The 18,668-nt window shown below is 66.0% G+C and carries 21 protein-coding genes; 16 read left to right on the forward strand and 5 right to left on the reverse strand.

Translation table 11 applies throughout. The features are described from left to right. Window positions 1-4 precede the first annotated feature (4 nt). On the forward strand, window positions 5-619 hold the full coding sequence (locus RLN94_RS17590; protein WP_350130723.1) for an LbetaH domain-containing protein: 615 nt from the start codon (window positions 5-7) through the stop codon (window positions 617-619). A 125-nt stretch (window positions 620-744) separates the two neighbouring features. On the opposite strand, the gene RLN94_RS17595 is transcribed toward RLN94_RS17590, so the two are convergent. Then, the gene (locus RLN94_RS17595) at window positions 745-1,926 is read right to left on the reverse strand and encodes an alpha-D-ribose 1-methylphosphonate 5-triphosphate diphosphatase (protein WP_350130724.1); all 1,182 of its coding nucleotides are present in this window, start codon (window positions 1,924-1,926) and stop codon (window positions 745-747) included. Window positions 1,927-1,995: 69 nt separating this feature from the next. Continuing rightward, window positions 1,996-2,724 (reverse strand): phosphonate metabolism transcriptional regulator PhnF, encoded by a 729-nt coding sequence (gene phnF, locus RLN94_RS17600; RefSeq protein ID WP_350130725.1) that lies wholly within the window; start codon window positions 2,722-2,724, stop codon window positions 1,996-1,998. A gap of 102 nt (window positions 2,725-2,826) precedes the next feature. Between phnF and phnG the strand changes: the two genes are divergently transcribed. From phnG to RLN94_RS17615, 3 genes are read left to right on the forward strand one after another with little or no spacing between them, the layout of a single operon-like run. Then, window positions 2,827-3,270 carry a phosphonate C-P lyase system protein PhnG gene (gene phnG / locus RLN94_RS17605; RefSeq protein WP_350130726.1) on the forward strand — a complete coding sequence of 148 codons (444 nt, stop codon included), beginning with the start codon at window positions 2,827-2,829 and terminating at the stop codon, window positions 3,268-3,270. Beyond that, entirely contained in the window at window positions 3,270-3,848 is a 579-nt protein-coding gene (gene phnH, locus RLN94_RS17610) for a phosphonate C-P lyase system protein PhnH (protein WP_350130727.1), read from the forward strand. The genes phnG and phnH overlap by 1 nt, the downstream gene beginning before the upstream one ends. Then, the gene (locus RLN94_RS17615) at window positions 3,839-4,954 is read left to right on the forward strand and encodes a carbon-phosphorus lyase complex subunit (protein ID WP_350130728.1); all 1,116 of its coding nucleotides are present in this window, start codon (window positions 3,839-3,841) and stop codon (window positions 4,952-4,954) included. The genes phnH and RLN94_RS17615 overlap by 10 nt, the downstream gene beginning before the upstream one ends. 69 nt (window positions 4,955-5,023) lie before the next feature. Here the strand turns inward: RLN94_RS17615 and RLN94_RS17620 are convergent, their stop codons facing one another. Then, the gene (locus tag RLN94_RS17620; protein ID WP_350130729.1) at window positions 5,024-5,164 is read right to left on the reverse strand and encodes a hypothetical protein; all 141 of its coding nucleotides are present in this window, start codon (window positions 5,162-5,164) and stop codon (window positions 5,024-5,026) included. 107 nt (window positions 5,165-5,271) lie between these two features. Between RLN94_RS17620 and RLN94_RS17625 the strand changes: the two genes are divergently transcribed. Genes RLN94_RS17625 through phnN form a run of 5 tightly spaced genes read left to right on the forward strand, consistent with a single transcriptional unit; the run spans window position 5,272 to window position 9,102 of the window. Then, the gene (locus tag RLN94_RS17625) at window positions 5,272-6,141 is read left to right on the forward strand and encodes an alpha-D-ribose 1-methylphosphonate 5-phosphate C-P-lyase PhnJ (protein WP_350130762.1); all 870 of its coding nucleotides are present in this window, start codon (window positions 5,272-5,274) and stop codon (window positions 6,139-6,141) included. Continuing rightward, complete coding sequence (phnK, locus tag RLN94_RS17630) at window positions 6,138-6,908, forward strand: phosphonate C-P lyase system protein PhnK (protein WP_350130730.1); 771 nt, start codon at window positions 6,138-6,140, stop codon at window positions 6,906-6,908. The genes RLN94_RS17625 and phnK overlap by 4 nt, the downstream gene beginning before the upstream one ends. Before the next feature lie 3 nt (window positions 6,909-6,911). Continuing rightward, complete coding sequence (locus RLN94_RS17635) at window positions 6,912-7,865, forward strand: CorA family divalent cation transporter (protein WP_350158471.1); 954 nt, start codon at window positions 6,912-6,914, stop codon at window positions 7,863-7,865. Then, complete coding sequence (gene phnL, locus RLN94_RS17640) at window positions 7,862-8,557, forward strand: phosphonate C-P lyase system protein PhnL (protein WP_502949382.1); 696 nt, start codon at window positions 7,862-7,864, stop codon at window positions 8,555-8,557. The genes RLN94_RS17635 and phnL overlap by 4 nt, the downstream gene beginning before the upstream one ends. After that, on the forward strand, window positions 8,554-9,102 hold the full coding sequence (gene phnN / locus RLN94_RS17645; RefSeq protein WP_350130732.1) for a phosphonate metabolism protein/1,5-bisphosphokinase (PRPP-forming) PhnN: 549 nt from the start codon (window positions 8,554-8,556) through the stop codon (window positions 9,100-9,102). The genes phnL and phnN overlap by 4 nt, the downstream gene beginning before the upstream one ends. On the opposite strand, the gene RLN94_RS17650 is transcribed toward phnN, so the two are convergent. Further along, window positions 9,084-9,770 carry a DUF1045 domain-containing protein gene (locus tag RLN94_RS17650; RefSeq protein ID WP_350130733.1) on the reverse strand — a complete coding sequence of 229 codons (687 nt, stop codon included), beginning with the start codon at window positions 9,768-9,770 and terminating at the stop codon, window positions 9,084-9,086. The genes phnN and RLN94_RS17650 overlap by 19 nt on opposite strands. A 47-nt stretch (window positions 9,771-9,817) precedes the next feature. Here RLN94_RS17650 and RLN94_RS17655 point away from each other — a divergent pair, with 47 nt between their 5' ends. From RLN94_RS17655 to RLN94_RS17665, 3 genes are all read left to right on the forward strand, one after another. Then, window positions 9,818-10,960, forward strand: a complete 1,143-nt coding sequence (locus RLN94_RS17655) for an alpha-D-ribose 1-methylphosphonate 5-triphosphate diphosphatase (RefSeq protein ID WP_350130734.1) — start codon at window positions 9,818-9,820, stop codon at window positions 10,958-10,960. Window positions 10,961-11,022: 62 nt separating this feature from the next. Next, on the forward strand, window positions 11,023-11,718 hold the full coding sequence (locus RLN94_RS17660) for a fumarylacetoacetate hydrolase family protein (protein WP_350130735.1): 696 nt from the start codon (window positions 11,023-11,025) through the stop codon (window positions 11,716-11,718). Between the two features lie 345 nt (window positions 11,719-12,063). Then, window positions 12,064-12,591 carry a hypothetical protein gene (locus RLN94_RS17665; protein WP_350130736.1) on the forward strand — a complete coding sequence of 176 codons (528 nt, stop codon included), beginning with the start codon at window positions 12,064-12,066 and terminating at the stop codon, window positions 12,589-12,591. A gap of 198 nt (window positions 12,592-12,789) precedes the next feature. Here the strand turns inward: RLN94_RS17665 and RLN94_RS17670 are convergent, their stop codons facing one another. Then, window positions 12,790-13,377 (reverse strand): TetR/AcrR family transcriptional regulator, encoded by a 588-nt coding sequence (locus RLN94_RS17670; protein ID WP_350130737.1) that lies wholly within the window; start codon window positions 13,375-13,377, stop codon window positions 12,790-12,792. 103 nt (window positions 13,378-13,480) lie between these two features. Here RLN94_RS17670 and RLN94_RS17675 point away from each other — a divergent pair, with 103 nt between their 5' ends. The 4 genes from RLN94_RS17675 to RLN94_RS17690 all read left to right on the forward strand — a co-directional run bounded on the left by RLN94_RS17675 (window position 13,481) and on the right by RLN94_RS17690 (window position 18,593). Further along, window positions 13,481-14,695: an MFS transporter gene (locus tag RLN94_RS17675; protein WP_350130738.1), complete on the forward strand. Its 1,215-nt coding sequence runs from the start codon at window positions 13,481-13,483 to the stop codon at window positions 14,693-14,695. Between the two features lie 587 nt (window positions 14,696-15,282). Continuing rightward, a complete protein-coding gene (locus tag RLN94_RS17680) occupies window positions 15,283-16,137 on the forward strand; it encodes a DUF4394 domain-containing protein (protein ID WP_350130739.1) in 855 nt (284 codons plus the stop codon). 366 nt (window positions 16,138-16,503) lie between these two features. After that, complete coding sequence (locus tag RLN94_RS17685) at window positions 16,504-17,574, forward strand: acyltransferase family protein (protein WP_350130740.1); 1,071 nt, start codon at window positions 16,504-16,506, stop codon at window positions 17,572-17,574. A gap of 11 nt (window positions 17,575-17,585) precedes the next feature. Further along, complete coding sequence (locus RLN94_RS17690; protein WP_350130741.1) at window positions 17,586-18,593, forward strand: alginate O-acetyltransferase AlgX-related protein; 1,008 nt, start codon at window positions 17,586-17,588, stop codon at window positions 18,591-18,593. Window positions 18,594-18,668: the final 75 nt, after the last annotated feature.

An 18,668-nucleotide genomic window follows, 5' to 3' on the forward strand; every position in this document is an offset into this window, starting at 1 on the left:
GCCCATGCCGGAGCTGGGGGTGGAGCCGTTCGTGCATCCGGATTGCGAGATCACGGAGAGCACGTTCGGGCGGTATTGCGAGATCGGGCGGGGGGCCCGGGTGCAGCATTCGGTGATGGGGAATTATTCCTATTGCGACCGGTATTGCGACATTGCCAATGCGGATGTGGGCAAATTCGCCAATATCGCGAGTTTCGTGCGGCTGGGGGCGAGCGATCATCCGCTGGACCGGGCGAGCCTGCATCATTTCATGTACCGGTCGGCCTATTACTGGCCCGGGGAGGCTGATGATGCGGCGTGGTTCGAGGCAAGGCGGGCACGGCGGGTTGTCGTAGGTCATGACACGTGGATCGGGCATAACGCGCAGGTGAAGCCGGAAGTGACGGTGGGCCATGGTGCCGTGGTGGCGGCGGGGGCCGTGGTGACGCGGGACGTGGCCCCTTACATGATCGTGGCGGGGGTGCCGGCCGAGCCCTTGCGGGAAAGGGTGCCGGGGCCGGTGGCGGAGCGGCTGATGGCGCTGGCGTGGTGGGATTGGGAGCATGAGCGGCTGCGCGCGGCGCTGGAGGATTTCCGGGCGATGCGGGCGGAGGCGTTTCTGGAGAAATACGGCGGGTGAGGGTAAATGGGCGACCCCGGAGGGCCGCCCTGTTTGGTGCTGAAATTTCTGGATTTATCGGGGCCCGAAGTAGGCGGGTTTTGCGACGGGTCCGTGTCGGGCGTGCAAAGCTTTCGTGACAGGTGTCACTCGGCCGCCATGGCGAGGCGGCCGGGGGAGGCGAGGAAGCGGCGGGCGGCCTCGCCGGTCAGGTGGGTGACGCGGCCGGCGACGAGCGTCGCCTCGACGTGACGGGTGTCGGCGTTGACGATGGCGAGGTCAGCGCGCTTTCCCTCGGCGATGGTGCCGCGGTCGGTGAGGCGCATGATGCGGGCGGGGTTTTCCGAGATCAGCTTCCACGCCCGGGCGAGGGGCAGGATGCCGTCGTCGGCGAGGCGGAAGGCGGCGGCGGCCATCGAGGGGTAGTGGTAGTCGGAGACGAGCGCGTCGCACTTGCCGAGCGCGATCAGCTCGGCGGCGGAGACGTGGCCCTTCTGCGAGCCGCCGCGCACCACGTTGGGGGCGCCCATCAGCACCGGGTCGCCCACGGCGCGGGCCAGCTTGGCAACGGCGCGGGTGAGCGGGAATTCGCAGATCTTGGCGCCGATCATCGAGTAGGTTTCGCGGGTTTCGGGGTGGCGGTCGTCATGGCTGCCGTAGCGGATGCCGAGCCGGTCGAAGGCGGCGGCGAGCGTGCAGAGGTAGCGGGGGACGGCCGGGGCCTGTCGCTTGGCGTGGTGGAGGGCGTCGGTATAGGCCTCGGGCGTCTGGCCAATGGCGCGGGCCATCATCTCGAGCCGCGTGGGGTCGGTGTCGGCGAGGGCCAGTGTTTCGTCGAGATGGTTGTTGAAGATGACATAGCCCACCGGGTGGGTCTCGAGCGCGTCGAGGAGGCGTTCGAGCGTGTCGGTGGTGTGGGTTTCGCAGCGGATCTGGACGCGCAGGTCGGTCTGCGCCCGGGGGCGGTAGCTGTCGACGGCTTGCAGGAAGGTTTCGGCGAAGTCCGGACCGCGGTGGCCGCCTTCCCAGGACCAGCTTTGCGCCATCCACGCGGTGGTGAGCCCGTTGGCGGCGGCGTCGCGGTCGGTGGAGACGAGGGCCTGCTGGGCGGGGAAGGGGGCCGAGGGGCGGGGGCGGAGGTGGCGCTCGAAGGCGTCGCCATGGAGGTCGACGATGCCGGGCAGGATCAGGAAGCCGGAGAGGTCGACCTCGGGGAGGCGGGTGTCGGAGATCAGGCCGCCCTCGACCGCCACGGGGGCGGCGTGGAACTCGCCGTCGCGCAGGGTGGCCGCGCCGGTCAGGCGCATGGCGGGGGGGCTGGCGGACATGGGGCTGCTCTCATGCTCGGGTTTTCCAAGAGGGTAGCCGATTTGTTTATCGGTTTGGTGACAGGGGGGTCACGGATCCGCGACCGTGAGGGTGACGCGGTCGCCGGAGAACCAGGTGCGGCCGTATTCGACCGGTGTGCCGCCCTCGTCGACGTTGAGGGAGAGGGTGCGCAGGAGGGGGGCGCCTTCGCGGGTTTGCAGGTGGAGGGCCTGGGTGGGGGTGGCGAGCTTGGCGTTCAGCCTCGTCCAGGCGCGGGTGTAGTCGGGCAGGCCCTGTTCGGCGAGGGCCGCGGTGACGGAGCGGAGGCGGGTGAGCGCCTCTGGCAGGGCGGGGAAGCGGGCGGCGGGGAATATGCTCTGGAAGAGGGCGACGGGCTGGCCGTCGGAGAGGGAGAGCCCTTCGTAGACATGGACGGGGTCGCCGGGGGAGAAGGCGAGGAGGCCGGCCTCGGTCGTGTCGGCGGCGCGGGTTTCCATGGCGAGGATCTGCTTGGCGGGCAGGTGGCCGGCGGCGCGGAGGTTCTGGTGGAAGCGGACGCGTTTGCCGATGGGGTAGTCGGTGTGGCTTTGGGCGACGAAGACGCCGGCGCCGCGGCGGGGGTGGACGAGGCCGTCTTCGGCCAGCGTGGCGAGCGCGCGGCGGACGGTGTGGCGGTTGACGCCGAAGCGCTGGGCGAGCGCCGCCTCGGTCGGCAGCTTGTCGCCGGGGGCGTAGCGGCGTTCGGAGATGTCGCGGCGGAGGGTGTCGTGGATGGATTTCCAGATCGGGGTGCGCTGGGCGGTGGTGGTTGGGGCCATGTCACGAAACTTTCACGCCGGAATGCCTTGTCCGACTTCGGGAGTCGGTGTATGGATTTGTCTAGTTGTATAGTAAAATAGACAAGCTGGCAAGGTGTCTAGATGACCGCGAATGACGAGCGCAAGGCGTGGATGGGCCTTCTGGCCAAGGCCCCGGCGACGGAGCTGGCGCGGCTTTGGGAGGCGTTCGGGGAGGAGCCCGGGCATGACTGGCTGCGGGCGCCGGAGGCCGGGGGCGTGATGGTGCGCGGGCGGGCCGGGGCGACCGGGGCGCCGTTCAACCTCGGCGAGATGACGGTGACGCGCTGTTCGCTGAAGCTGGAGAGCGGCGAGGTGGGGCATGGCTATGTGCAGGGGCGCGACAAGCGGCAGGCAAGGCAGGCGGCGCTGGTGGATGCGCTGATGCAGACCGGAGAGGCGGCGCGGGTGCAGGCGGCGATCCTCGATCCGCTGGCCGAGGCGCTGGAGACGGCTCGGGCCGCGAGGGCGGCGAAGGCGGCGGCGACGAAGGTGGATTTCTTCACCATGGTGCGGGGAGAGGATTGATGGACGCGGCGGTTCTGGAAGGCGGGTTCGGGGATGCGCCGGTGGAGGCCGCGCGGGCGTTTCGCGCGGCGATGCGGGTGATGGCGCGGCCGGGGACGATCGAGGCGCTGGAGGCGGCGCGGCCGCCCGCGCCGGTGTCTGTCGCGGCGGGGACGCTGTTGCTGACGCTGTGTGACCACGAGACGGGGGTTTACCTCGCCGGGGCGTATGACACGGGCGAGCTGCGGGAGTGGCTGGCGTTTCACACGGGCGCGCCGGTCGTGGCGGCTGAGCGTGCGCAGTTTGCGCTGGGGGACTGGGGCGCGCTGATGCCGTTGTCGCAATTTGCCGTTGGGACGCCGGAATATCCGGATCGCTCGGCGACGCTGATTGTCGAGATGGAGCGGTTGGAGGCGAAGGGCACGGGCCTGCGCGGGCCGGGCATCAGGGAGCGGGCGGAGTTGAGCCTGCCGGATGCGGAGGTGATGCGGGGCAATGCGCGGCAGTTTCCGCTGGGGGTGGATTTCTTCCTGACCTGCGGCGACCGGGTGGCCGCGCTGCCGCGGTCGACCAGGCTGGAGGATGCGGCATGTACGTAGCGGTCAAGGGGGGCGAGCGGGCGATCGACAATGCCCATGCGTGGCTGGCCGACGAGCGGCGGGGCGACCGGGACGTGGCCGAGCTATCGGTGGCGCAGATCCGGGAGCAGTTGGCACTGGCGGTGAACCGGGTGATGGCGGAGGGGTCGCTGTATGATCCGGACCTTGCGGCGCTGGCGATCAAGCAGTCGCGGGGGGACCTGATCGAGGCGATCTTTTTGATCCGGGCGTATCGGACGACCCTGCCAAGGTTCGGCGCGTCGCAGCCCATCGAGACGGGCGAGATGGCCTGTGACCGGCGGATCTCGGCGACGTTCAAGGATGTGCCGGGCGGGCAGGTTCTGGGGCCGACATTCGATTACACGCACCGCTTGCTCGACTTCAAGCTGGCGGCCGATGGCGAGGTGCCGGAGGCGGCGGCGGGCGAGGCCCGGCAGGGGTCGGTGCCGCATGTGACCGGGTTCCTGAACCGCGAAGGGCTGATCCAGCAGGAGCCGGAGAGCGAGGAGACACCGCCCGACCTGACGCGGGAGCCGATGGAGCTGCCGGCGGGGCGGCCGCTGCGCCTGCAATCGCTGACGCGGGGGGACGAGGGGTTCGTGCTGGGCATGGCGTATTCGACGCAGCGGGGCTACGCGCGCAACCATGCCTTCGTGGGCGAGCTGCGCATCGGCGCCGTGGCCGTGGAGATGGACATTCCCGAGCTGGGCTTTGCCATCGAGATCGGCGAGATCACGGTGACGGAATGCGAGACGGTGAACCAGTTCAAGGGGTCGAAGACCGAGCCGCCGCAGTTCACGCGCGGCTATGGCCTTGTCTTCGGGCAGACCGAGCGGAAGGCGATTTCCATGGCGCTGGTGGATCGGGCGCTGCGCTGGAAGGAGCTGGGCGAGGATGACCAGGGCGCACCGGCGCAGGACGAGGAATTCGTGCTGATGCATGCCGACAATATCCAGGCGACCGGGTTCCTGGAGCATATCAAGCTGCCGCATTACGTGGATTTCCAGAGCGAGCTGGAGCTGGTGCGGAAGCTGCGGCGGGAGGTGGAGGCGGCGCGCTCGTCCGCCCTTGCGGGCGGCCTCGCCTCGGAGGAGGCGGCGGAATGAGACAGGTGTGGCGCGAGGGGCGAGGCAAGCCGAAGCCAGGCCCGCGCGGGGCCGGCTTCGGCCGCTTGGTCATTCCGCGGGGGTCTGGTCTTCCGCGTCGTCGGCCGGTTTGCGTCCGAAACCGGAATTCGGGAACATGTCCATGAGCATCTTCCCGACAAGTGCCGCGCCGAAGATCACCATCAGCGCAACGATTACCATCGTCGTCATCAGTCCTCATCCCTCTCTTGATTTGAACATGGGGACACTCGTTAACCGGGAATGGCGGCGAGACCATGGCTGAAAGGGTCCATTTCATGACAAATGACGCCGAAAATGTGACGGCCTACAACTTCGCCTATCTCGACGAGCAGACCAAGCGGATGATCCGCCGGGCGATCCTGAAAGGGCTGGCCGTGCCGGGCTACCAGGTGCCGTTTGCGAGCCGCGAAATGCCGATGCCCTATGGATGGGGCACCGGGGGCGTGCAGGTGAGCGCGGCGGTGCTGTGCCCTGAGGATTGTTTCAAGGTGATCGACCAGGGGGCGGATGACACGACGAATGCCGTGTCGATCCGCAAGTTCTTCGAGAAGACCGCCGGGGTGGCCACGACCGAGGAGACCGGCAAGGCCACGGTGATCCAGACGCGGCACCGGATTCCGGAGGAGCGGCTGACGGAGGACCAGGTGCTGGTCTACCAGGTGCCGATCCCCGAGCCGCTGCGGTTCCTCGAGCCGAGGGAGACGGAGACGCGGAAGATGCACAGCCTCGAGGAATACGGGCTGATGCATGTGAAGCTTTACGAGGACGTGGCGCAGCACGGGGCGATTGCCACCGCCTATGCCTATCCGGTGAAGGTGGAGGGGCGCTACGTGATGGACCCGTCGCCGATTCCGAAATTCGACAACCCGAAGCTGGAGATGGACGCGATCCAGCTGTTCGGGGCGGGGCGGGAGCAGCGGATCTACGCGCTGCCGCCGCATTCCAAGGTGGTGAGCCTCGATTTCGAGGATCACCCGTTCGAGGCGTCGAAGGCGGATCATGCCTGCGACCTGTGCGGGGCGGCGGACAGCTATCTCGACGAGGTGATCACCGACGATGCGGGCGGGCGGATGTTCGTGTGTTCGGACACGGCCTATTGCCGGTCGCGCCGGGCGGCGGGGCATGTGGGGGCGCAGGGCGCGCCGTACGAGGAGGGCGCGGCATGACACCGCTTTTGCAGGTTCGGGGCGTATCGAAATATTACGGGCCCCGCATCGGGTGCGAGGACGTGGGGTTCGAGCTTTATCCGGGCGAAGTGATGGGAATAGTCGGGGAGAGTGGGTCGGGTAAATCCACGCTTCTGGGCTGCCTCGCCGGCCAGTTAGCTCCTGATGCCGGCGAGGTTCTGTTCGACACGCGGTCGGAGGGGTTGCGCGATACGCTGAAGATGTCGGAGCCGGAACGGCGGATGCTGGGGCGGACAGATTGGGCCTTCGTTCACCAGAATGCCCGCGACGGGCTGCGGATGGGGGTGAGTGCCGGGGGCAATGTGGGCGAGCGGCTGATGGCCGTGGGCGCGCGGCATTACGGGCAGATCCGGGGGCAGGCGATCGACTGGCTGGGGCGGGTCGAGATTTCGGAGGACCGGGTGGATGACCGGCCGGGGCAGTTCTCGGGCGGGATGCAGCAGCGGTTGCAGATCGCGCGGAACCTGGTGACCGGGCCGAGGCTGGTGTTCATGGACGAGCCGACGGGCGGGCTCGATGTGTCGGTGCAGGCAAGGCTGCTGGACCTGCTGCGGGGGCTGGTAAGGGAGATGGGGCTGTCCGCCATCATCGTGACGCATGATCTGGCCGTGGTGCGGCTGTTGGCCGACCGGCTGATGGTGATGAAGGACGGGCACGTGGTCGAGGCCGGGCTGACCGATCAGGTGTTGGATGACCCGCAGCACGGGTATACGCAGTTGCTGGTATCCAGTGTTTTGCAGGTGTAGCCGATGATCGAGAGTTTCAGACCGGACGAGGCCGGGGGGCTGACGCGCGAGGAGGGGATCGGGACCGGTGCGGTCTGGATCGACCTGTTCGAGCCCACGCCAGAGGAGCTGGCGGAGGTGGGCCGGGCCACGGGGGCCGAGCTGCCCGACAAGGAAGACATGGAGGAGATCGAGCTGTCGAGCCGGCTGTACCGGGATGGCGAGATCGACTTCATGACGCTGGTGCTGCCGGCGCTGTCGGAGACCGAGAAGCACGAGGTGGCGCCGGTCACGTTCGTGATGTGCGAAGGGCGGCTGGTGACGATCCGGTACCACGCGCCGCGGCCGTTCAGGACCTATCCGGCAAGAGCGGCGCACAGCCCCTATGACACGAATTCGTCGCAGGAGGTGCTGTTCGGGCTGCTGGACGAGATCATCGACCGGCTGGCGGATATCCTCGAGCTGACCGACGGGCGGATCGAGGGGGTGTCGCGGGGGTTGTTCGGCAATGGTCTTGAGGTCGAGGTGGCCGACCGGCGCTCGGCCCTGGCGACGCTGGGGCAGGCGGGGGCGCTGGTGTCGGACGTGCGCAACAGCCTTGTGACGATCGAGCGGGCGCTGACCTTCCTGAACCGCGAGGCGGCGGGCGGCGGGAAGAAGCCGCCGCGGGCGATCAAGGTGCTGGCGAGCGACGTGGCGTCGCTGTCGGAGCATGCGGGGTTCCTGACGCAGAAGCTGAGCCTGATCCTCGATACGTTCTTTGGCCTGACCACGATCGAGCAGAATGCGGTGACCAAGACCTTCTCGCTGGTCGCGGTCCTGTTCATGCCGCCCACGCTGATCGGGGCGGTGTTCGGGATGAATTTCGACTGGATGCCGTGGATCGGCACGCCGTGGGGCTTTGCTGCCTCGGTTGTGGCGATGGTGGCGTCTTCGGTGCTGTCTTACCTCTATTTCCGCTGGAAGAACCTGTTATGACCCATGATCCCGTGATCGCGCTGAGCGATGTGTCGAAATCTTTCGTGCTGCATAACCAGGGGGCCGCGACGATCCCGGTGATGGCGGGGGCCGAGTTGCATGTGGGCGCGGGGGAGTGCGTGGCGCTGACCGGAGCGTCGGGGGCGGGCAAGTCGACCCTGATGCGGATGATCTATGGCAATTACCTTGCGGCCACGGGCCGGATCATGGTGGCCGGGGTGGACGTGGCCAAGGCCGAGCCGCGGGAGATATTGACGCTGAGGCGGCATACGCTGGGCTACGTGAGCCAGTTCCTGCGGGTGGTGCCGCGGGTGCCGACGCGGGAGGTGGTGGCGGAGCCGCTCTTGATGACGGGGCACGAGAGGTTGGAGGCGATGGAACGCGCGGAGCGCCTGCTGTCGCGGCTCAACATTCCGGAGGCGTTGTGGGGGCTGAGCCCGACGACGTTTTCCGGGGGCGAGCAGCAGAGGGTGAATATCGCGCGGGGGTTTGCCTATACCTATCCGGCAATGCTGCTCGATGAGCCGACCGCGAGTCTGGATGCGGAGAACCGTGATACCGTGCTGACGCTGATCGAGGAGGCCAAGGCGCGGGGGGCGGCGATCCTGGGCATCTTCCACGACGTGGCGGCGCGGGAGCGGGTCTGCGACCGGGAGGTCGATGTCTCGGCCTTCACGCCGGCCGCGGCATGAGCGCGGGCGCGCTCATTGGCGTGGTGGGGCCGTCGGGCGTGGGCAAGGACAGCGTGATGGAGGCGCTGGTGCGGGCCGAGCCGTCGATGGGCTTGGTGCGACGGGTGATTACGAGGCCCGCAGATGCGGGCGGCGAGGATTTCGAGGGTGTGAGCGAGGCGGAGTTCGACCGGCGGCGCGAGGCCGGGGAATTCGTGCTGCACTGGCCGGCGCATGGGTTGTTCTATGGCGTGCCGGCGACGGTCAAGGCGCGGCTGGCCGGGGGCGAGACCTGCCTTGTGAACCTGTCGCGGGCCGTGCTGGGGCAGGCGGAGCGGTTGTTCGAGCGGTTCGTCACCCTGCACCTGACGGCGCCGGCGGAGGTGCTGGCCGAGCGGCTGGCGAATCGCGGCCGGGAGGATCGGGCGGAGATCGAACGCCGGCTGTCGCGGCAGGGGTTTGCCCTGCCCGAGGGGTTGGGCTGTGTCATCGAGGTGGCCAATGACGGGCCGCTGGAGCGGACGGTCGAGACCGTTCTGGCGCGGCTTCAGGCCGGGAAGGTGTGACGTTGGATCAGGTGGAAGAAGCCATCCTCCCCCTCGCCCACGAGGCTGAGCCCGTCGAGGGTGAAGGGTTCGGGCACGAGCCCGTCGAGCTGTTGGGCGAGGACGGATTTCACCGGCTCGATCCGGTCCTTCGGCAGCTTGGAGGAGAGGGTCATGTGGAAGCGGAATTCGTCCATCACGTAAGGGTAGCCCCAGCGTTCGAGCAGCGCCTCCTGCCGCTCGGAGAGGCCGGCGGCGCGGCGCTTGGCAAGCTCGGCCTCGGTGGGCGGTGCGCGGAAGCTGTCGAGGGTTTCGACGGTCATCGCCGCCAGCCCCTGCAGCTTGGTCGCGTCACCCCGGGGCACGAGGGCGAGAAAGCGGCCCAGCGCGGCCAGCTCCAGCCCGTCGACGATGGCGGCGGGCATCTGGGTGCAGAGCCGGTCGAAGGCGGTGAAGAGCGCGTCTTCACTCTGGTCCGGGGCCAGCCGGAAGGGCGGCTTGATGGTGGCGTGAAACCCGTAGGGCCGGGGCGTTTCCGTCAGCTCTGGCAGCGGCGCGGGCAGGCCCGCGATCTCGGGCTGATCGGCCGGTTCGCCACGGGCGATGTCCCATCCCAGCCACTCCGCCCCGAAGCGGGCGAGCCCCTCGTCGGAGGGGGTGTAATAGACCGCGTAGCGCTTGTATTCCATCGTTCCGCCTTTCCCGTCATTCCCTGCCACCGAAGAGTATCTCTGACATGACACAGGAAATCGTTCTCGCCAATGCCGCCGTGGTTCTGCCGGGGGAAACCGTCACCGGATCGGTCCGGTTCCGGGGGGAAGAGATCGTGGATGTCGCGACAGGTCGCGGCGTGCCCCAAGGCGCGGTGGATTGCGGCGGAGATTACGTGGCGCCGGGGCTGGTGGAGCTGCATACAGACAACCTCGAACGGCATATCCAGCCAAGGCCGATGGTCGACTGGCCGCATAACGCCGCGATCCTTGCCCATGACGCCGAGCTTGCCGGGACGGGGATCACCACGGTGTTCGACGCGATGCGGGTGGGCTCGATCCCCAACGGGCAGGGGCGGTACCTGAAATATGCACGGCAGCTGGCGTCGGAACTGTGGACGCTGAGGGCGGAGGATGCGCTGAAGATCAGTCATTTCCTGCACCTGCGGGCGGAGGTGTGTTCGGAGACGCTGATCGAGGAGATGGACGAGTTCGGGGCGGCCGACCGGGTGGGGCTGGTCAGCCTGATGGACCACACGCCGGGGCAGCGGCAGTTTCGCGATATCAGCAAGCTGGAGGATTACCTGAAGGGGAAGAAGGGGTTTTCCGATGCCGAGTTCGCCGAGCACGTGGCGCAGTTGAAGGCGCTGCGGGCCCGGTATGGCGACCGGCACGAGGCCGAGGCGGTGAAGGCGGCGGGGCGGTATGGGGCGGTGCTGGCCAGCCATGACGATACGACGGCAGAGCAGGTGGCGGTGTCGCAGGGCTATGGCATAAGGCTGGCGGAGTTTCCCACGACGCTGGAGGCGGCAAGGGCCTGTCACGAGAGCGGGATCGCGGTGATGATGGGGGCGCCGAACCTCATTCGCGGCGGGTCGCATTCGGGGAACGTGGCGGCGCGGGAGCTGGCCGAGGCGGGGCTGCTGGATATCCTGAGTTCGGATTACGTGCCGGCGGCGCTTTTGATGGCGGCGGTGCAGCTGGGCGAGATCTGGGGCGACATGGCGCGGGGGATCGCGACGGTGACGCGGAACCCGGCGCGGGCGGTGCACCTGGAGGATCGGGGCGAGATAGCCGTGGGCCGGCGGGCGGACGTGGTGAGGTTCGCGCTGCGTGGCGGCGTGCCGGCGGTGCGGGGCGTGTGGTCGCGCGGGGTGCGGGTGGCGTGAGCGGGCTTTGACTTCGCCCGTGGGCGCGCCCATAAGGCGGGCAAAGCCCAGAGGAGACGCCGATGCCTGCCGAGTACCTGTTCGATGCGCCCGAGCAACCCGTGGTGCCCGTGGAGGGCGAGGCGCGGGAATTTCCCGTGCGCCGCATCTTCTGTGTCGGGCGCAACTATGCCGCCCATGCCGCCGAGATGGGGGGCGAGGTCGACCGCGAGGCGCCGTTCTATTTCACCAAGTCGGCCCATGCGCTGTGTCTGTCGGGGGGCGAGATCGACTATCCGCCGGGGACGGCGGATTGCCATCACGAGGTGGAGCTCGTGGTGGCGCTGGACCGGGGCGGGTTCGAGGTCGAGGCGTCGGAGGCGATGGGGCTGGTCTACGGCTATGCCTGCGGGATCGACCTGACGCGGCGGGATCTGCAGGCGGCGGCGAAGGACAAGCGGCGGCCGTGGGACCTGGGCAAGGATTTCGAGAACGCGGCGATCATCGGGACGCTGACGCCGAAGGCGGCGTTCGGCGAGATCGGGGGGCAGCGGATCGTGCTCAGGAAGGACGGCGCCGTGGTGCAGGAGGCGGTGCTGTCGGAGATGGTGTGGAGCGTGCCCGAGCTGATCGCGCACCTGTCGCGGTTCTACACGCTGGCGCCGGGGGATTTGATCTATACCGGCACGCCGGCGGGGGTTGGGCCGGTGCAGCCCGGGTCCGTGCTCGAGGGGGAGGTTGACGGGCTGTCGCCGTTGCGGATCGGGGTTTCGGGATAAGGTCGGGGCCGGTGCGGAAGGGGCTGGGCCGGGTCGGGTCGGCGATACTGACTGCCGTGTGTCTCGGGCTGTTCGTGGTCTTCGGGGCGCTGTTCCATCTGCAGTATTTCAGGTGGCGGGACTGTTTCGACGCGCAGGGCCGGTGTTTCGACGCGGAGGCCGGGGTGGTGTACCTGGCGCAATCCGGTGCCGCCTGGGGCGCGCTTGCGGTCGTGGCGCTTGGCGGGGCGGGGTGTTTTTGTTGGGGTTCGTCAGGGGGAGGCGGTGAGGGGCGTGCGGCCGGGGAGTTTGGGTGAGGGGCTGTTGTGGTTGAGGGTCGGGGTTGGGCGTGGGGGTGCTTCCGGGATGAAGCAGTTCACGAAGATTACCGGGTCGTGTATTCTCAGTTATCTGACCGTAGCGATCGTGTTGTTTGGCGGACCGCTTCAGCCGATCGGTTTCATCACTTTCTGGAACGACAGGCTTGCTGTGGCGAACTGGCCGGTGTTCCTTGCGACGGGCTCGATACTTGGGCTCATGTGCGCGGCGTTCTCTACTCGTCTCGGTGTGGCCCTTCGTTATACGCCGGCCATATTCATTTTCTTCTCAATAGTCTGCTCGACAATAATGCTCGGCCTCTACACGGAACACAGGCGGTCCGAGGTGATTGAAAAATTTGCTCCAGACGTTGCGATCCGAGCCTCCTTCTTCGAGTCAATCCGGTCCTCTCCTCGCGAGTTTCAGATGTTCCTGCACGGGGCCGCCCTCAAGGATTGCATACCTTATGCGTGGAGTTATCGAGATATGGCATTCTACCAATTGCCGGCAAATGTTACGGTGAATGTGCTGCCGTTAAGTTGGGTCAAGGAGTGTCAGATAACGCGAGATCGTTAGTCCTCGCCATGTAGATTCGGGCTCCAACCCGACCTTTGCTGCGCCGGGCATGAAGGTCGGTTTTGCGGGACTTACGAGACCTTCGCCGCGCATACCCCAAACGAGCGCTTCCAGTACCGTGACGGCTCGCGAACCGTCTGGGGTAGGCGACTGAGCCTATCTGTAACGTCAGCATCAACCACGATGGAGAAGCAGGCGTCAGGGAAAAGCCGCCATGGCCGGCTCAATCAACGCCTCAAGTTCCGGGCGCGTGGCCCCGTCGCGCGCCTGGAAAGAAATCGCCTGCATGACGCCGTGATAGAAGGCCGCGAGCCGATTGACATCTGTTCCTTCGGTAAGGTTGCCGTCCTCAATGCCGCGCTGAAGGCACGCCTTGATCAGTGCAACGGTCTTGCGACGAGCATCGAGAAGATACTCGCGCGCAGGTTGATGTTCGGGGAGACAGTTGACGACGCCGAGGATCAGCATGCAGCCACCTGACCTGGTGGACAGGGCGACGTCGATGGTGCCCTCCAGCATCCCGCGTATGCCTTCCCGCGCGGTCGGGGCAGTCTGCAATGGCTGCATGGGACGCGATCCTACGGTCGCGATATAAAGGTCCACCGCTTCCGTGAAGGCCGCTTCCTTCGAGCCGAAGGCCCCATAGAAGCTCGGCGGACCGACATTGATCGCTGCCATCAGGTCCTTGAGTTGCGCGCCTTCGTAGCCCTTGGACCAGAACACCTCCATCAGGCGCTCAAGCGCCTGTTCACGGTCAAAGCTGCGCGGACGGCCACGAGGCGCCATGCTGGATCCTTTTTGTAATTCTGTTTATATAAATTGCTTGACCAAATGAGGCAAGGTCTATAGCCATTTCTGTAAATCATATTACAGAAAAGGAATCTCGCTCATGAGCGATATGCAGCCTTGCATACCGGCAGAGATTGAACCCGGGCGAGCGGTGGATCGCAGCGCCGCAATACCGCTTCCCGTCTATCTGCTCTCGGCGGCGGTCTTTGTCACGACGACCTCAGAGTTCATGGTCGCCGGGATCATGCCCTCGCTCTCGGCGGCATTCGACGTGTCGGTGAGCGAGGTCGGCTATCTCATCTCGCTCTTTGCGCTCGGCATGACGTTAGGCGGGCCTTTGGTTACGGCTCTGCTTCTGTATCTCAAGGTGGCGAACAAGCTCGCCTTCCTCTGGTTGCTCGGCATGTTCGTCATCGGCAGCATTCTGACGGCGACTGCCCCGAACTACGCCATGATGGCGCTCGGACGTATCGTGCAGGGTGTGTCCAGCGGCGGATGTTTCGGGATCGGGCTGACGATTTGTGCGGGCCTCGTCCGGCCGGACCTTCGCGGCCGCGCCGTCTCGATGGTGCTTGCCGGGTTGATGCTCGCGCCCGTTGTCGGAGTGCCGGCAATGGCCCTGATCGACCAGACATTCGGGTGGCGTGCCAGTTTCTGGAGCATCGTCGTGCTGGCGGGGCTTTCCACCCTCATCGTTGCCGTTGGCGTCCCCGCGTCGAGGCGCGAAGAATTCGCCGATCTGCGTTCCAGTCTTGCGGCGCTGAGGAACGGGCGTCTCTGGTCGGCCTATCTGACAAGCGGGCTGATCATCGGTGCGACGTTCGCGGCATTCAGCTATTTCTCGGCCATCTTCACCGATGTCGTCGGCCTGCGCGCCACTGCCCTTCCGGCGCTGCTTGCGGCCTATGGCGTGGCCAATGTCATCGGCAACCTTGTCGTCGGGCGTTTCGCCGACGGCCATACCTTCCCCGTTTTGGTGACCGGGCTTTCGGTCGTCGCGCTGGCGCTGGTCGTCTTCGCGCTTTTCACGACGCTTCCGGCTGTCAGCATCGCGGCATTCATCGTGGTTGGTCTTTTTGGCATCACGATGAACCCGGCGATGGCGGCGCGGGTGATGCGCGCGGCCAATCCCGGCCCGATGGTCAACGCCATCCACTCATCCGTCATTACCGGCGGGCTTGCGGTCGGGATCTGGCTCGGCGGACTGGGCATCAGTGCCGGCTATGGTCTGACCGCACCGCTTTGGGTCGGCTTCGGACTTGCCCTGCTCGGCCTCCTGAGCCTTGCCCCGGCACGGGCGCGGAGGATTGATTGACCGCCCTCGGCGCAAAGCGGGAAGGGGCCGAGGATCGGCGCAAGGCGCTGGCGGCAGGACTGGGCTCGATGCCACCCAATCCCGGCAATGGAGTGATCGCCGAGTGCCGATAGCTCTGCCCCGGTCGCGCCACCCTGCGCTTGAACCGACGTGCCCCAGATCATCGCACCGACGAAGTAGTGGGTAGGGGATTCCGCGTCGGTATCAGGGCTAGACTGCCCGTCGGCGATACCGCTGTGAGGAATTTGAGAAACGGCAGTTAGTTCCAATCGCTGCGTTGGACAAGGTGGGCTCGAACCTGACCTTAGCTGCGTCGGGCATGCAGGTCGGCTTTGCGGGACTTTGCCGACATTCGCCGTTCATGCTCCGTTGGACGTGACCTGCGGGATCGGGCGCCCGGGGCGGCTGGAAGGGCCTCTTCCGGCCCTGGTGAACTAGGAATGTGCGCGGCGGGTGTCCTGCTGGCGGCAGGCGCCCTGCCTCGCGAGAAAAAAGCATCCCTCTCTGAAACTCGGCCACGGGCCGGGACGTGTCTTGACTTGACCCGCCGGCACGCTGCTGGCCGGCCTCAACAAAAGGATGACACAATGCTTTTGAAAACCACGCTCCCCGTCGCCGCTCTTTCGCTCGCCTTCGGCTCGGCCGCGCTTGCCCATGATCATGCCGGCATGATGGGCTACGCTTTGGCCGAAGACGGCGGGACGCTCGTCACCATGGCCGATATCTCCAAGCCTGGCGAGGTGGAAACCCATGCGCTAGAAACCCCGTTGCGCGCCATCGCCTATCGACCGGTGACCGGCCAGCTTCTCGGTTTTGCCGATGGCATGATCTACGAGGTCGACCCGGGATCGGGTGAGCTGACCGACCTCGGCGCGAGTTTCATGGACGATGCCACGATCGGCGAAGGCGCCGTGGCGTTCGATTTCAACAACCAGATCGACGCGGTCCGTGCCGTGGGCGCCGATGGCGCCAACCTGGTCTATTTTCCCGACGGCTTCGGCGATAACGACGAGAAAGCCAACTCCGTCCGCCGGTTCACCGATGTGTTCTACGTCGAGGGCGACATGTCGTCCGGTGGCGAGCCCCGGATCTTCGCCAACGCCTATACCAACGCGATCGCGGGGAACACGGCCGGGTCGACGGCGCAGTATGCGATCGACGCCGAGGCCGATGCGCTGGTGACGCTGGCCAACAATGACGGCGACCTGAAGAGTGTCGGGAAGCTGACACTGGACGGAGAGGAGATCGACGTCACGGATTGGGGCGGCTTCGACATCGTCTCGCCCGAGGAAGGCACCGACATGGCCTATGCCGTCCTGCAGATCGAGGGCGAGGATATGGCCGGGCTCTATTCCGTCGATCTGGGGACCGGGGCGCTGACCGACCTTGGCGAGCTCGGCATGGGCGGTTTCAGCGGCTTTGCCGTGTCGCAGGGGATGTAATTTCCGCGGCGAAGATACTGTATCCGGAGCGGTACCTTGCCGCTCCGCGGCCCCCGGTTGCTTCGGCCGGGGGCTGAAACGCTTGCGTCCGACGAAGGTCGGCTTTGCGTGACGGAGCGGATTTCATGCCGACATTGAGGAGCCGCGCATCGGTGGGGTCGAGGGGCTGCCGCCGACGAGGAACGGGGTTTCGCGAGAGGGTTGGGGCTGATCAGTTGACCTTGGCACGATTTGCCGCCAAGGACGGATCAGGGCAAAGGTCCGAACGTCATTGATTGCGCCACAGGCATTTGAAACGACCGCTCGGTCAATGGCGAGAACGGACATTCTTGCGCTAGGGATTGGCACAACAGAAAAGCGAACGACTTGTCCTCGGCAGTTCCCAGACCCACGGATTACAGGGCCGAAATCGACGGGCTGAGAGCCTTTGCCGTGCTTTCGGTCGTTCTGTATCACGCTTTCCCCACCGGTTTGACAGGTGGTTTCATCGGCGTTGATGTCTTTTTCGTCATCAGCGGTTACCTGATCACGTCGCATATTTTCATCGGCCTCGACGAAGGCAGGTTTTCCTTTGCCAACTTCTTCGGGCGCCGCATTCGGCGGATCTTTCCGGCGCTCGTTCTCGTGATGGCGGTTTCCCTCATTTTCGGCTGGTTCGCCCTTTTGGCAGAAGAATTCCAGCAACTTGGCAAACACGTGGCGAGCGGGGCCGCCTTCATCGTCAATTTCATACTCGTGGGCGAAAGCGGGTATTTCGATGCCGCGGCAGACACGAAGCCCATGCTGCATTTGTGGAGCCTTGCCGTCGAGGAGCAGTTCTACATCGTCTGGCCGCTGGTTCTGTGGCTGGCGTGGCGACTGCACATCAGCCTTCTGGCGATCACGCTGCTGGTCGCGGCCGCGTCGTTCTATTTCAACCTGCGATACGTGGCGACGAACCCGACAGGGGTGTTTTTCTGGCCTTACGGCCGGTTCTGGGAACTGTTGAGCGGCAGCGCCCTGGCGTGGCTGATGCTCTACAAGCGGGACGCGCTGGATCGCGCCAAGGCGGGGGTTCATGCCGTCATCGGGCGCATGATCCCCCTGGGCATGCCGGCGGCACGGACGGCCCTGGTCGACAATGCCATGGGCCTTGGGGGGCTTTGCCTTCTGATTTACGGATTCGTGGGCATCACGTCGGAGGTGCCGTTCCCGTCGGCCTGGGCGCTGATTCCGGTTTGCGGGGCCATTCTCATCATCGCCGCCGGATCGACCGCGTGGTCCAACAGGCTTTTCATGATGAACCCGGTGGCGGTCTGGTTCGGGTTGATCAGCTATCCGCTTTACCTGTGGCACTGGCCGCTGCTGTCCTTCATCCAGATTGTCGAGAGCGGTGAGCCCCCCACAGGGATGCAAGGATTGCCGCGGTCGTCCTGGCGATTGGCCTTGCGTGGCTGACGGTCAGGTTCGTGGAACGGCCCCTGAGATTCGGGCGCGGAAACGTCCGCCTGAAGATAGCCGGCCTGGCCGGCGCGATGGTTTGCGTCGGCCTGGCCGGGCTGGTGATAAGCCGGACCGATTATGCCGGAACGCGTACGCTCGACGACCTTGTCATCAAACGCCCCGGGGCCGAACACATAATCGGTTCGTCCTCGAGGTGGTACGAGGGCAAGGAGGGCTGGCTTTTCCTGGGGAACAGTATCGACAACACCGTTGCGAAGCTGAAACTCGCCGCCCCGCCCGACCCGGAGGATGTTGCCGGGATAGTCCGGCTGTTCGGGAACCTCGCCGAGGCGGCCGAAAGGACAGGCACGCCGGTGGCGCTGCTGGTCGGCCCCAACAAATCGACCATGTACCCCGAGTTCCTTCCCGAAGAGGTCGAGCCGTCTGAGACGCGCTACGTGTCGTATTTCACCGAGCCATTGGCCGAGATTGAGAATCTGGTCGTGGTTGACCCGCTCGAGGATATGCTGCGGGCGAAGGAGGAGGCCGGCCTGTTGTATTACAGGACGGACACGCACTGGAACTACAAGGGGGCGTTCCTTGCCTTCTCGAGCCTGGCGGAGCGCATGGGCTGGCCCGTTCCCGAGGTTTCATTCGCGGCCGGGGCGCCCTATTCCGGCGATCTGATCACGATGTCCCAGCGAGACGATTTCCCGGTTGCCCCGGGAGACAACTGGCAGATCGAGTGGGCCCGCGACCCGGAGATGGAGGTCACTCCGCTGCCGGAACAGCCGAAATCGTCCTTTCTCCGCGCGCAGATCGTGTCGAACGCCGCTCCCTTGTCGGAGAAGACCGTGTGGATCATCGGCGATTCCTACACCAATGCCATACGCCCCTATTTCGACGCGACCTTCGGGGAGGTCCATTATGTCGGTCATTGGAATCACAAACTTCAAACGCTGCCGGAAGAGCTGCTCGCGGCGGAGGAGAGGCCGGACCTGATCGTGGTCGTGCGCATTGAACGATCGTTCTGAGGGCGTGCAATGGTTGCTGGCGCTTATGTAGATCCGACGCTTGAGCCTGTTGCGACAGGCGCTGCGAAGGTCGGT

Source organism: Roseovarius sp., assembly GCF_040223625.1.
GTDB lineage: Bacteria > Pseudomonadota > Alphaproteobacteria > Rhodobacterales > Rhodobacteraceae > Roseovarius.

Excerpts from the sequence above, each read along its gene's own strand:
- phnN (WP_350130732.1), top strand. The coding sequence starts at position 8,554 with ATGAGCGCGGGCGCGCTCATTGGCGTGGTGGGGCCGTCGGGCGTGGGC.
- phnH (WP_350130727.1), top strand. The coding sequence starts at position 3,270 with ATGGACGCGGCGGTTCTGGAAGGCGGGTTCGGGGATGCGCCGGTGGAG.
- phnF (WP_350130725.1), bottom strand. The coding sequence starts at position 2,724 with ATGGCCCCAACCACCACCGCCCAGCGCACCCCGATCTGGAAATCCATC.
- RLN94_RS17615 (WP_350130728.1), top strand. The coding sequence starts at position 3,839 with ATGTACGTAGCGGTCAAGGGGGGCGAGCGGGCGATCGACAATGCCCAT.
- RLN94_RS17595 (WP_350130724.1), bottom strand. The coding sequence starts at position 1,926 with ATGTCCGCCAGCCCCCCCGCCATGCGCCTGACCGGCGCGGCCACCCTG.
- RLN94_RS17650 (WP_350130733.1), bottom strand. The coding sequence starts at position 9,770 with ATGGAATACAAGCGCTACGCGGTCTATTACACCCCCTCCGACGAGGGG.
- RLN94_RS17620 (WP_350130729.1), bottom strand. The coding sequence starts at position 5,164 with ATGACGACGATGGTAATCGTTGCGCTGATGGTGATCTTCGGCGCGGCA.
- RLN94_RS17660 (WP_350130735.1), top strand. The coding sequence starts at position 11,023 with ATGCCTGCCGAGTACCTGTTCGATGCGCCCGAGCAACCCGTGGTGCCC.
- RLN94_RS17635 (WP_350158471.1), top strand. The coding sequence starts at position 6,912 with ATGATCGAGAGTTTCAGACCGGACGAGGCCGGGGGGCTGACGCGCGAG.
- RLN94_RS17665 (WP_350130736.1), top strand. The coding sequence starts at position 12,064 with ATGAAGCAGTTCACGAAGATTACCGGGTCGTGTATTCTCAGTTATCTG.
- phnG (WP_350130726.1), top strand. The coding sequence starts at position 2,827 with ATGACCGCGAATGACGAGCGCAAGGCGTGGATGGGCCTTCTGGCCAAG.
- RLN94_RS17680 (WP_350130739.1), top strand. The coding sequence starts at position 15,283 with ATGCTTTTGAAAACCACGCTCCCCGTCGCCGCTCTTTCGCTCGCCTTC.
- RLN94_RS17675 (WP_350130738.1), top strand. The coding sequence starts at position 13,481 with ATGAGCGATATGCAGCCTTGCATACCGGCAGAGATTGAACCCGGGCGA.
- RLN94_RS17590 (WP_350130723.1), top strand. The coding sequence starts at position 5 with ATGCCGGAGCTGGGGGTGGAGCCGTTCGTGCATCCGGATTGCGAGATC.
- phnK (WP_350130730.1), top strand. The coding sequence starts at position 6,138 with ATGACACCGCTTTTGCAGGTTCGGGGCGTATCGAAATATTACGGGCCC.
- phnL (WP_502949382.1), top strand. The coding sequence starts at position 7,862 with ATGACCCATGATCCCGTGATCGCGCTGAGCGATGTGTCGAAATCTTTC.
- RLN94_RS17655 (WP_350130734.1), top strand. The coding sequence starts at position 9,818 with ATGACACAGGAAATCGTTCTCGCCAATGCCGCCGTGGTTCTGCCGGGG.
- RLN94_RS17670 (WP_350130737.1), bottom strand. The coding sequence starts at position 13,377 with ATGGCGCCTCGTGGCCGTCCGCGCAGCTTTGACCGTGAACAGGCGCTT.